Source organism: Acinetobacter sp. 251-1 (genome assembly GCF_030329305.1).
Taxonomy (GTDB): Bacteria; Pseudomonadota; Gammaproteobacteria; order Pseudomonadales; family Moraxellaceae; genus Acinetobacter; species Acinetobacter piscicola_A.
On record NZ_JACANS010000019.1, the window covers coordinates 51,051 to 64,561 of the forward strand.

The following is a 13,511-nucleotide window of genomic DNA, read 5'->3' on the forward strand; positions in this document are numbered from 1 at the left end:
TTGTGATCAATCTAAAAAAAGGATCAGCACCAAGCTGATCCTTTCAGAACGCACATTAGTTTTAATGCTGCATTTGTTGTTTTTGTTGCTCGTTGTCATTTTTTAAGGTGGGTGTACTGTCAAAGAAATTCCAAGGTTTCAACATGGTATATACCCATTCCGTTGGCATAATTGGCCATTCTTCTGCACGTGCGACATGGGTAGTTCCTGTCGTCATCCAAACCACCAAATCTTGATCTTTAATATTGTCATTGTTGGCAACAAACTCGCCAAGACCTGTGTCTTTGACAGAACGATTTGAATATTTACCTTCAGGGAATAGTTCATTGGCATCTCGCTTCGTGACCCAAATTTGCTTGTCCATAAAGCTTAAACGTTTAAACAACCATTCATCTGGCGAGAAGTTCGCACCTTTGGCAATGGGGTGTGTGCCGCCTGCAAATGGAATCATTTGATAAGATACAGGATTGCCCATACGGTTTTCTTTGTTGAGATTGGAAATTAAACGAATCGTCGATGGATCAAATTTTTGGGCAGCTTCTTGTTCAGTATTGACAATGCGTTCGTTGACTTCCATCGCACTGCTACGCGGACCACCTCGGGTATTTTTAGCCACGACAGGGTCCATTTCAACGAAACTGTTATTGCCTCCATCTACATCCATATCCAAACGGAAATTATAAATATGTTGATGGGTTGTCCCGACAATATTATGGTCAATCAGCGTACCAAAACGCGTATCTTCTTTGGCTGTTGCATCATGCATTGTACGTGCTTTAACGCCTTTGACTGCTTCAATCCCTGTTGCACCCGCATTAATGCCAATAATACCGTTGTTGTTAAATACCCAGTCAAAAATATAGTCATAATTACCTACCGTACTGATCCAACGCACCACCAATTCACGGCGCTCAGAACTAATATTCGGTTGATTCATTTCTTGATGTTTAAACTCAGGGCCTGCATAACGTTCGAAAACTGCAATCGCATTGGGAATGACACGTGGCTGACCTGTGTAATCAGCAATCACAGCATCGAGCAGTACTGCATTATCAGGTGCATCTACACCCTTTTCAATTGAGGACGTCAGTGTCCCCATACCATATTCACCAGAGTCTAGATAAGACTTGAAGTACCAACCCATATCAGGATCACCATAAGGCACAACCATACCCCCAAGGTTGCCCTCATACATGACTTTACGTTTATCGCCTTTGTCTTTATAAGTTACGGTTGAAACTTTTAGCCCCACCCGTGAATCTAAGCCCACATGGAAACACCAAGGTCCCCAATGAATGGTTTGTCCTGTAATGGAAAAATTTTTACCTTCAGGTTCAACGATATTTAAAGGTTTAAATTGGTTCTTATCATTTTTATTTGCAATAGAGTTTACCGTCATCGGCACAGGAATAATTGCACCTTCTTCGAGTTTCACAATTTTCTTATTGTCTAAATCGACCACTGCAACAAGATTTTCAATCGGATGTGCCCAATAATTACCATCACCCGTATCTAAATAAGACACCACTTTTAAAACATTGAGTTCACGGTCTAAACCATCTTTACCACCAAAATAACCGACTGTTAAAGGGGTCGTCACAACTTTAGAAATATCTTTAACCCCTCTTTTTTCGAGCGCTTTTTTATAATTTTTATCTTGCGTGACAATCTCTTGTACGGCAACCATATCGTCATATAACACCATACCATGCGTATTGTCTAAAACTTTCCATTGCGTGACTTTTTGTGTTTTTAGATCGACTAAACCTTCGATCACTTGCTTACCTTTTAACAAAGTAAACTCAGCGATTCGATCCTCTTGTAACGCTTTGCCACCGATAAAAGCATCCCATACTTTTTCTTTTTCAGGGTCTTTCAACTTAATTTCTGAAAAACGCATATTTGGGTAAGCATATTCTGACTGTGTAATGGCTTTAAATGTTTGAGTAATCTCTTGTGATGTTAAGCTATTAAGTGGATGTGCAACTGATTCAATTTTAAATGTTTGATCTAAACCTGACTGAAAAATCTCTGAAGCAAATTCTTTACTCACCACGGGCTGACCATTTTTTTCAACCAACGGCACACTGACTTTGAAAGCTTTACCATTGACCAAAACGGTATCTGAATTTGCTTTTGCCCGTACAATTAAAGACCCCTTTGCAATGGTATAGGTATTGGTAAAATCATCTTTTTTAACGTCTGCGCCAAAATCGCTCATGTTTTGATATAAGGACACCATTTCGGCTGTTTGACCATGTGCCCATGCATGATGTTGAACCCCTAAAGCAAGTGCAGCAATTGCAACATTGAACGTTGCGAAGTTTTTTAATGATTGTGTAATTTGATTAAATTGCATTGTGTCAAAATCCATAATAAACACGACGATAGATTTAAAGTAATGCAATTCAATCGATAAAAAATCCTCCTAAAGGATGATTTTTATTTTAAAAACTTCAGCATAATCTCTTGACGATTATTTATTCCTGTTTTCTGATAAATATGCTGTACATGGGTTTTCACTGTTGCCAAACTACAGTTTAAATACTGCGCAACTGACTGATTATTTAAACCTCTTAATATTAATTCAAGCACTACGATTTCTTTTTTAGTAAAATGATAAACATCATATATTGCGCTATTTTCTAACTGATCTGTTTGATTAAAAAAATATTTTTTGGATAGTTCACAAAAAGCATCCAACATATTTTTTTCTTGTACAGTAAAGATTTGGCTATTCTTTTCTCGAATAATACTTAAACCTAAAATAGGTTCACCATTACGTTTTCTAAAAAAAATTTCAGCAGTATCTTTTAATTTCCAACGTTGCATAAAATCCGCATAGTGATCATCACAGGTATATTCACTCAGTAGTTCAACATTATGATCTTTATGTTGATAATGCTTCATAAATGATACAGGATCATTTTCGACTTCACGATTTAAATATTCTGTTAATGATTGTGCAGGAATATTAAAATTTTGATAGTTATAAGCATGGTGAATGTTGTCAATCGAATACAACAAGTAGCCATCAAAATCAAAGACTCGACTCACTTGCTGAATAAAATTTTGAGTAAAATCTGTTATAAACTGATGATTAAGCATAATTTCCACCGATCCTGTTCGGAAATATGATTAGCAAGATATACGCCAAAAAGTCCTTTGCTTCCTGCAAAGGACTGATCAAACTTTATGACGTAATATGAACCGCTTGTTTATGGGTAAATAACAATAAACCGTCTAAACCAAATGAATAACCTAAACCAGACAGTTTCCAACCCCCAAAAACGGCTGCAGGAGATAAATCAGAATGACTATTAATCCAGACTGTCCCTGTTTCCATTTGACTGGCAATATTTTCAGCAAGTTCTAAATTTTGACTCCATACTGAACCACCTAAACCAAATTCTGTGGCATTGCTACGCTGTAATACTTCATCAATAGTCCTAAATTTTAGTACAGGTAGAACTGGACCAAATTGCTCCTGATCCACTAAAGCCATGCCTTCATGGACATTGGTCACAATGGTTGGCGCAATAAAATAACCGGTTTCTGGTAAAGCTTGCGCTGTGCTCACAACTGTTCCACCTTGTGCAACAGCATCCTGAATGAGGGCTTTGACTTTGTCATATTGCATTTTATTTTGCACAGGACCAAAGCTGACAGCAGCATCTGTACCATCACCAATGACTTGCTGATTTGCGATCTCGACTAATTTTTTAACTAGAGCATCATAAATATTTTCATGCACATATAAGCGTTTAAGTGCCGCACAGGTTTGACCTGCATTTAAAAATGCTGAACCAAAAATCTTTTCTGCCACCATCTCTATATCGGCATCTTCAAGCACAATACCTGCATCATTACCCCCCAATTCAAGCACAACACTTTTTAATGAACGTACAGAATGACTCAAAATACTTTGTCCTGTGCGTGTAGAACCTGTAAATGTCACTTTATCTACAGCAGCATGTTCACTTAATGCTTGTCCAACCTCGCCTTGACCTAAAATAATATTACATGCGCCTTGCGGTAAATGACGATTAATAATTTCAACCAGTTTAATCGTGCTCAGCGGGGTATATTCAGAAGGTTTATTGACTACACAGTTTTTGGTTTTGAGGGCAGGAAAAATATGCCAAACGGCAATCATAAATGGCCAATTCCACGGTGTAATCGATGCCACTACACCAAGCGGACGATTATACACCTTAATGGTTTTACCATTTGGCTCTGTCATGGTCTCCACAGGAATGTCTAAACTGGTTAAATATTCAATCCAGCCAGCACCTGCTTCGACTTCAAACTGTGCCATGGCTAAGGTTTTGCCCTGCTCTAAAGTAATGAGCTGTGCAATCTCATCTTTTTCTGCACGAATATCGGCAGCAATTTTGTGAAAAAGCGCATGAATCACCTGATCCTCAGTATTTTTCCATGTTTTAAATGCTTGGGCAGCTGACTCTATTGCGTCATTCACTTGCTTGAGACTTGCACTAGCCACATCTGTCAGTACAGTTTCATTGGCAGGATTAATCACGGCAAATGTTGCACCTTCGCCCTGTATTTTTTGTCCATCAATGATTAAAGCTGTGTTCATTTATATTTCCTTATATATTAAGCCTGATCAACACTATTTTAACGGTGAATCTAGGCTTGGAACTCATCCCAAAGGATGATCTTTCTATGAAAACCGATGAAACTTTAAGTCCGTTGCATGAGCAATTCGACTCCTTTTTCAGCAACAACAATGGTCGGTGCATTGGTATTACTATTTGAAATACCCACAGCACTTTTGCTTTTATAAAACCTACAAAACTCTTTTTACCATAATAGAAGGGTCAGCTCGAGGTTCACAAAAGCACCATATCACTGTGTTCCCCATGTTTTACTTTTTTACCGTGGTCACTGCTTTAACGAGATTTTTTGAGCAATGCAGTGATATACAATTAAAAAAATCAGCAAAAACATAATCACTGTATAAAGATAGAATCAACTTGTTTGAATATTTTTAATCAAACTTGTGTTTCGAATAAACCACGGGGTATGCGATCACCTGTATCGATTACATACAGTATTGAATATCGCCTTTTTAATTTTCAACATATCCATGTTGTTACTCCGTTATGTCCTTTGTCATGCATTTAATCTTTGTTCAAATTAAATAGTTTAGATATCTCATAAAAATTAATATATTAACTAAATGGTAAAATTTCAACCCTTATTTACATTTATCGTAAGTCTTATTGTTCAATCAATATAAGTGATGGTGCAATATAATTTCTGGGTGCATACAAGCGCCAAGCGTTCATTGATTTATGCTTAAAGACCTGATTGATATTGTGATAAGTTATCAAAAAAGTAGTGATAGACTATATTTATTCATGGACTCAACGAGTCTGAATTTTCTTGGTCAGGCTGAATGGAAACGTAAAAAGCATCAACCGGAATATCATCGTCAGTGGTTTAAACTTTATACTTGAATCGATGCTAAAGCTCTGTAGATATGGGCTTTACAGTTCACAACGAATAATGTCAGTGATGTACGAGTACTTGGAACTTTACTTTCACAAAGCCCCTTTTAAGAACGAATTGATTCAGTCGATTGGTGCTTATGACACACAGCACTACAAACGAGTTATTTTAAATCGAGATGCATAGGCAATCATTCTACCAAGAAAGAATGCCAAGCCTTGGAAAGATCGGAAAGCGAGGTCTATAGAGCGGAATGAAATATTGGGAACAGTCAAACGCTTAGGAGATAAATTAACAACAAAGAATTTTTCTAGTCTGGTAAATGAGATTCATGCACGCGTAGCAGTACTCTACATAGTCATAGCATTAGATTGCCCCTATATCTAAATTGTATCTTAAATTTAGATCTTATAGGCTAGCTCTGTCTTTCAAAGCTTTATGCAACAAAGCCTAATTTAAATAGAAATAAATATGGTCATAGAACCTTTTGAGCTATCATAAATATGATCCATTCATTTCTGCAACAAATTACACGGCTCAATTTTTAATTGATACTGATAATAAATCATTCCACAATTTAAAAATATGATCACGATTAAATTTCTCTACAGATGATCTGGCATTTTGCTGTAATTGATGTAATTTCTCACGATCGAGTAATAAATTTGAGACTTGTTGAATATATGCTTCTTCATGATTGTTCTCAATTAAAATTCCATTCACACCATGAATAATCATATCAGATGGGCCATAATTAATATCAAAGGAAGTAACAGGGCAACCATTTGACAACGCTTCTAAAATTGCCATACAAAATCCTTCAGATGAACCAGCAAAAAGCATTAAATCTGCCTGTTGGAATACGCTATTCACATCTGTAGTAAAGCCTTGTATAAAGACATGATCCTCTAAACCACACTCTTGAATTGTATTTTTAATATTAATTTCATCAGCTCCGAAGCCATACAAACTTAACTTTGCTAATGGTACATTTAAGACAATTTGCTTAAACATTTTAACTAAAAGAGGTAAACGCTTTACCTGATCAAAACGAGCAACACAAACACAATGATATGCTTCTCGTGCTAACTTTTTATCTTCTTTATCTTGAATAAAATGTGGAATAACTCGAGTATTTTGATAATCACCGTATTTCTCAACAAAATCATTTTTTTGCTGATGTGTTAAAAATACCAATTGATCTAGTTTATTAAAATATTCGACATAGTGTTTATAATGCCCATTGAGTTTTGAATTTTTATCGTTTGGATCATTATAATGAGCAGCATGTATAATACCAAAAATCCGATGATTTTCTTTTTTGTTTTTTAGCAAATACTCTGAAAAAACAATCGCCCTATCTATAATAAAAATACAATCTTCATGATGATAATCTGAAAGAATATGAAATAAAAAATCCACTTCCTTTTCAAAAGTTGCTAATAAAATCCCATTATCATCAAAATAATGAATATGACTTAATTTTTTATCAATAAATATTTTATTCGCAACAATTTTTCCATTTATATCATATATAAACTCACTGATCACACATTTATTTTCATCCAAAATCTGGATCGAGCTTATTTTTTCTTGCTCATTATATTTTATTCTTTGATTCAACTTACCAGCATTAAACACATTAATATATGACAAAAATCCTTTTTGGTCTCTTATATAATACTTCGCTATTTTTTTATCTTTATAAACTTTAATATTTCCAGCTTCATTAACTTTTGCTTCTGTAACTGTATAAATTGCATCTTGGGAAATTTTAAAAGAATCTAGACAAAATATTCTTTTCTGTAAAATTGTATATAAGTTAATAAATTTAATATTATTTTTAATTTTTTGATCAAAAAATCCATCTTCAAATAAAGACTTGTAAATCAAGTGAATGTGTGGATCATAAGATAAAGTACAAATATGAACAAGATAGCCTTTCTCAGCAAAAAGAGCTGCACGTTTTAACAATGCAACCAATAAACCATTTTTTTTTGCTTTAATCTCAGTATAAAGCATAAATATTTTACAATTCATTAAATAACCGACTATATAAATTAAAAAAAATCAAGAAAAACTTAAATTAAAAAATTAATGATATATTTTTTTAATTTCCTTATCAATAAAATTATAAATTTAATTTTTTATTTTTAATTAAAAATTTCAACAATATAAATCATCCATATATAATAAAATATGTAAATATTCAAACATAGGAATTGTTATGTCAACTATCATTAATGATATCGAATTTTTCACTGATAATCTAAAATATATACGATCACATAAGCGTTCTACATTTTTTTGCACTCCCAATATTGCTGATACTTTTCAAAATTATAATATTTATACAGCACCTAAAATTTCTGGCTTAGGTCGATTAAAAGCGAATGAAAAAATTCAAATTGGTGATTTTTCAGTTATTGAGCAATACTCAATGTTTCTGAAAGGAAATTATTTATATTCTATGGGGGCTTTTTCTTCTGCAAATAGCCAAATGCCCGTTAATACAATTGTAGGAAGATATTCATCTATTGCTCATAATGTACAAAGAATGCATGGTAGCCATCCAACTTCAAGATTTACAACGTCTATGCTAACTTATAGTGCTTCGACACTTGCCTTTAATGACTATTTAGCTAATCAAAATACAGAAATCAAACACGTACCACATGGCTTACCAAATGGTTCCCCTATTATTATCGGAAATGATGTTTGGATTGGCCAAGATGTTACCTTTTCTACTTCAGGTGTTAGCGTTGGTGATGGCGCAATTATTGCTGCTGGTTCAGTAGTGACTAAAGATGTACCTCCCTACGCTATTGTTGGGGGTGTTCCTGCAAAAATTTTAAAATATAGATTCCCTGAAAAAACCATTGAAGCTTTGTTAGAGTTAAAATGGTGGCAATATGGTTTTGCTGATTTTAAAGGTGTCAATATGGATGATTCTATAGATATCTTTATAGATAAAATCAGAAATTTAAAAGAAAATAATCAACTCGAAATTTTTAAGCCGAAATGTCTAACACTCGCTATTCTTAAAAACTGTGAAAATTAACTCCTACTCCTAGATTTTATTTCTAATATGAGTTTTTGATAAAAAATGTAATCAATCTAAAATTTAATATCGTTATTTAATAAACACAAAAAAGAGGACTTAAAAGTCCTCTTTCTTGTTACTTATATCACAATTAAATTAAATGATTGCCTTGAAGCAATTCATCTAATAAATTCGCAGTCTTCGTTACACCCACCAAGGTCAAGAATGACTCTGATTGATATGTTGTCCCTGCCGCACCATCACGGTCAATGTTCAAGACGACATTACCGTCTACATCTTCCGTTAATGTAATTGCTTCACTTAAGGTTGTATCTGTACTGAGCAAATCACTTACATTGATCTTATCACCTTCAGACATATTGAAGTCATGCCAAGTATCATGACCATTGCCCCCCACATTATCATCAGATAATACGTTAAATATCACTGAATCAGCACCTGCCCCCATTGTGAAGCTATCATTAGCAACGCTAGTTGTAATGACATCATCATATTTTGAGCCAGTCATATTTTTACCGACATTAATCACTAATTCTGCTGACTGTGAAGTGCCATGGATAGAGTTTAAAATGTATTCAAACTTCTCGATTCCATAAGATTCACCTGATGCCTGATAACTATATGTACCATCTTCTGTGACAGTTAAAACACCATGTTGACCTTGTAATACTATTGAAGTATTTGCCGCATGTTCATATTGACCGTACTTATCAAAAGCTAATGTTTGCCCTTGAATTTTCAGACTCGCAATTTGGTTTTCATAGTAAATGTCATTTGCTAATAAATCACCTTTTGCAAGCACAAGATTAGATTCTTGCGCACTAAACCCATCTAGCGTTGTCACTGTTCCAGTTAAGTCGAGTTTAACATCGACCTGCCAAAGCACACTATTATCAACAATTACATCAATCTTATATTTACCTTCAGTTAATGAAGGTAAAGCTACAGTTTGCGCAATTTTGTCTGCCGAAGTATTAAGAATTTCTACAACTTCACCAGTCGTTATATTGGTTAAGCGAATCAGATACTGATCTGATTTTGCAGAAGTTGCGACTTGATCAAATGCATAAGCTAATTGCAAATCAAGAATCTGATTTTTCCCAACCGTAATTTCATGGCTGAATTCTTTAACACTTGAAGTGTTTGCAGTTCTCTCATCAACATGCCAACCAGTATAATCTTCGATATTATCTAAGCCAAATTTAGCATTATCTTGATCATCTTTCGCTTCTACAACATCAAGTTGAATATTTAAGGTGCCTGTAGCCAATTTACCAGTTACTGGATCTTTAATACTATATGAGAAGGTATCAATATCACCAAAATTTGCAGCAGTATTTTGATCTACAATGTATTGATATGTACCATCGGCATTAATATGCAATGTTCCATATTTACCTTGTATCGGCGTACCATCTACTGGTTGATCATTCACACTACGCATTTCAAAGCTTGCATAGTCACCGGTTGTTAGATCTCCTTGTAACTGTTGCTGAGTCGACGTTTGGGTATGGTCATATAAAGTGTCTTTATCTGCTTTTAATACAATGATTGGGAGTACAGCTAGTCCTGCAACTGAACTTAAAGTAACTGCTTTATAAGTACCTTCTGTAAATAATACATCTACATTTTCCTTAGATGCACCACCTCCAGTAACGGCAAGAATCAGATTATACCAATCTTCTTTCAGTGCATATAACTCCCAACTCTGATTAGTTTCGTTATATTTATAAATTGCCAAAGATACAGGAATAGTACCGATACCTATAGGTGCTCCGCCATCTGAAGAGAAACTAATTTCTCGCGTATGCCCTTCAGCAACATTGATGGTCATACCTTTTTCAATCGTAGCAACCTTAATATCTGCAATACCTAAGCCTGCACCTAATACGTTTATTTGCTCTACATTTTCCAACTTATTCGTTGGAGTAACAACTGATTGAACATCTAAAGTTAAATGCTGTACAACAGGATCTATCACCAAAGCTTCTTTGTTTAATGAAATATTCAAGTTAGCACTTGAGGTTTCACCTGTAACAGTGTCTTTCAATGTATAATTAAACTGCTCAACTGAACCGAATGGCGGTTTAGCACCTACATTTAAGGTATACGTATATTCACCGTTTGGCTCTATCGTTAAAGTACCATATTCACCTTGGATTACTGTCGGTTGCAACTGATCAATAGGATAGATTTCTGTACCCACAGTAATAGACTCAATAATGACATTTGGACCAAAAATGTCTTGTCCATTTTCTGAACCAATTGAGTCATTCTGATTATTAATATCTGTCAAAATATTTCCAGATACCGAACCAGATACTGCTGTTACTGTTGAGTAGTCATATACTTGATCATCTGTAATTTCTAAACCAGAACCCGAAAGTACGCCTACACCATTTATTTTAGCAAGGTAAACTTTATAGTTTCCTGGTTCATCAAGACGGATATCTCCAGTCTTTATATAACCAAGCAATGGAATTGTGAACCAATCTTTATGGTATTGAACTACATTCCAGTTCCCCCATTCATCTTCTTTCAATATCACTAGATCATGTGTTTCACCGATAGAAATACCACCACCATCAGCTTTTAAGGTCAAGTCTCGTACCTGATCATCACCAACACTGACATCAATATATGATCCAAATGCTAAAGCACTAACGTTTGCAACACCTCCCAGTCCGATAGTCGCCACACCAAAGCTCGTCGCTTTTTGACCTACTAAGCTTTCACCCTCTCCTAGTTGAACTCTTGTAGGCGTGATATCAAGTTTCAGTTGAACGTCATTATCTACTGCTAATAGATCTGAACTATCGCTGTCAGAATCCGAGTCGCTGTCTGAGTCACTATCGCTGTCTGAATCGCTATCGCTGTCTGAGTCACTATCGCTGTCAGAATCCGAGTCACTGTCTGAGTCGCTATCGCTGTCTGAGTCCGAATCGCTGTCTGAGTCGCTATCGCTGTCTGAGTCCGAATCGCTGTCTGAGTCGCTATCGCTGTCAGAATCCGAGTCACTGTCTGAGTCGCTATCGCTGTCAGAATCCGAGTCGCTGTCCGAATCCGAATCGCTGTCAGAGTCCGAATCGCTGTCAGAATCCGAGTCACTGTCTGAGTCACTGTCGCTGTCTGAATCCGAGTCGCTGTCTGAGTCACTGTCGCTGTCTGAGTCACTGTCGCTGTCAGAGTCCGAGTCACTGTCTGAGTCGCTATCACTGTCAGAGTCCGAATCGCTGTCAGAATCCGAGTCACTGTCTGAGTCGCTATCGCTGTCTGAGTCCGAATCACTGTCTGAGTCGCTATCGCTGTCAGAATCCGAGTCGCTGTCAGAGTCACTATCTGAGTCGCTATCGCTGTCTGAGTCCGAATCACTGTCTGAGTCGCTATCGCTGTCAGAGTCCGAATCGCTGTCTGAGTCACTATCGCTGTCAGAGTCCGAATCACTGTCTGAGTCGCTATCGCTGTCAGAATCCGAGTCACTGTCTGAGTCACTGTCGCTGTCCGAATCCGAGTCGCTGTCTGAGTCGCTATCGCTGTCTGAATCCGAGTCACTGTCAGAGTCCGAGTCGCTGTCTGAGTCCGAATCGCTGTCCGAATCCGAGTCGCTGTCTGAGTCACTGTCGCTGTCTGAGTCACTGTCGCTGTCAGAGTCCGAGTCACTGTCTGAGTCGCTATCACTGTCAGAGTCCGAATCGCTGTCAGAATCCGAATCACTGTCTGAGTCGCTATCGCTGTCAGAATCCGAGTCACTGTCTGAGTCGCTATCGCTGTCTGAGTCTGAATCGCTATCAGAATCCGAATCGCTGTCTGAGTCGCTATCGCTGTCAGAATCCGAGTCACTGTCTGAGTCGCTATCGCTGTCAGAGTCCGAATCACTGTCTGAATCGCTATCGCTGTCAGAGTCCGAATCGCTGTCTGAGTCCGAGTCGCTGTCTGAGTCGCTATCGCTGTCAGAATCCGAATCACTGTCTGAGTCGCTATCACTGTCTGAGTCACTATCGCTATCCGAATCCGAATCACTGTCTGAATCGCTATCGCTGTCAGAGTCCGAATCGCTGTCTGAGTCGCTATCGCTATCCGAATCCGAGTCACTGTCTGAGTCGCTATCACTGTCAGAGTCCGAATCGCTGTCTGAGTCCGAGTCGCTGTCAGAGTCCGAATCGCTGTCTGAGTCTGAATCGCTATCAGAGTCCGAATCGCTGTCTGAGTCCGAATCGCTGTCTGAGTCGCTATCACTGTCAGAGTCCGAATCGCTGTCAGAATCCGAGTCACTGTCTGAATCAGAATCGCTGTCAGAATCCGAGTCACTGTCTGAATCAGAATCGCTATCGCTGTCAGAATCCGAATCGCTGTCTGAGTCCGAATCGCTATCGCTGTCAGAATCCGAATCGCTGTCTGAGTCACTATCGCTGTCAGAATCCGAATCACTGTCTGAGTCTGAATCGCTATCAGAATCCGAATCGCTGTCTGAGTCGCTATCGCTGTCAGAATCCGAGTCGCTGTCTGAATCGCTATCGCTGTCTGAGTCACTATCGCTGTCAGAATCCGAGTCACTGTCTGAGTCGCTATCGCTGTCAGAGTCCGAATCACTGTCTGAATCGCTATCGCTGTCAGAGTCCGAATCGCTGTCTGAGTCTGAATCGCTATCAGAATCCGAGTCGCTGTCTGAGTCTGAATCGCTGTCTGAGTCGCTATCGCTATCCGAATCCGAGTCACTGTCTGAGTCGCTATCACTGTCAGAGTCCGAATCGCTGTCTGAGTCCGAGTCGCTGTCAGAGTCCGAATCGCTGTCTGAGTCTGAATCGCTATCAGAGTCCGAATCGCTGTCTGAGTCCGAATCGCTGTCTGAGTCGCTATCACTGTCAGAGTCCGAATCGCTGTCAGAATCCGAGTCACTGTCTGAATCAGAATCGCTGTCAGAATCCGAGTCACTGTCTGAATCAGAATCGCTATCGCTGTCAGAATCCGAATC

Annotated in this window: 6 protein-coding genes and 1 pseudogene; 2 read left to right on the forward strand and 5 right to left on the reverse strand. The window is 37.7% G+C overall.

From position 1 onward, the window contains the following. Positions 1 to 61: 61 nt before the first annotated feature. The 3 genes from tynA to HX129_RS14860 form a co-directional block, all read right to left on the reverse strand. Complete coding sequence (gene tynA / locus HX129_RS14850) at positions 62 to 2,359, reverse strand: primary-amine oxidase (RefSeq protein WP_286434415.1); 2,298 nt, start codon at positions 2,357 to 2,359, stop codon at positions 62 to 64. A gap of 83 nt (positions 2,360 to 2,442) precedes the next feature. Next, a complete protein-coding gene (locus HX129_RS14855; RefSeq protein WP_130072459.1) occupies positions 2,443 to 3,108 on the reverse strand; it encodes a helix-turn-helix transcriptional regulator in 666 nt (221 codons plus the stop codon). A gap of 85 nt (positions 3,109 to 3,193) precedes the next feature. Beyond that, complete coding sequence (locus HX129_RS14860) at positions 3,194 to 4,600, reverse strand: aldehyde dehydrogenase family protein (protein ID WP_286434417.1); 1,407 nt, start codon at positions 4,598 to 4,600, stop codon at positions 3,194 to 3,196. Positions 4,601 to 5,333: 733 nt separating this feature from the next. On the opposite strand from HX129_RS14860, the pseudogene HX129_RS14865 reads away from it, so the two are divergent. Beyond that, a pseudogene (locus HX129_RS14865) lies at positions 5,334 to 5,862 on the forward strand (transposase); the annotation flags it as partial. Positions 5,863 to 6,012: 150 nt separating this feature from the next. Here HX129_RS14865 and HX129_RS14870 read toward each other — a convergent pair. Beyond that, positions 6,013 to 7,497, reverse strand: coding sequence for a glycosyltransferase (locus HX129_RS14870; protein ID WP_286436320.1), 1,485 nt, complete (start codon positions 7,495 to 7,497; stop codon positions 6,013 to 6,015). Between the two features lie 205 nt (positions 7,498 to 7,702). Between HX129_RS14870 and HX129_RS14875 the strand changes: the two genes are divergently transcribed. Next, positions 7,703 to 8,536, forward strand: a complete 834-nt coding sequence (locus HX129_RS14875) for a CatB-related O-acetyltransferase (RefSeq protein ID WP_286434421.1) — start codon at positions 7,703 to 7,705, stop codon at positions 8,534 to 8,536. 133 nt (positions 8,537 to 8,669) lie between these two features. Here HX129_RS14875 and HX129_RS14880 read toward each other — a convergent pair. Continuing rightward, on the reverse strand, positions 8,670 to 13,511 hold a 4,842-nt coding region (locus HX129_RS14880), incomplete at its 5' end, for a type I secretion C-terminal target domain-containing protein (RefSeq protein ID WP_286436321.1).

Bases quoted from the DNA above. Each gene is read 5' to 3' on its own strand.
- tynA (WP_286434415.1), bottom strand. From the start codon at position 2,359: ATGCAATTTAATCAAATTACACAATCATTAAAAAACTTCGCAACGTTC.
- HX129_RS14860 (WP_286434417.1), bottom strand. From the start codon at position 4,600: ATGAACACAGCTTTAATCATTGATGGACAAAAAATACAGGGCGAAGGT.
- HX129_RS14855 (WP_130072459.1), bottom strand. From the start codon at position 3,108: ATGCTTAATCATCAGTTTATAACAGATTTTACTCAAAATTTTATTCAG.
- HX129_RS14875 (WP_286434421.1), top strand. From the start codon at position 7,703: ATGTCAACTATCATTAATGATATCGAATTTTTCACTGATAATCTAAAA.
- HX129_RS14870 (WP_286436320.1), bottom strand. From the start codon at position 7,497: ATGCTTTATACTGAGATTAAAGCAAAAAAAAATGGTTTATTGGTTGCA.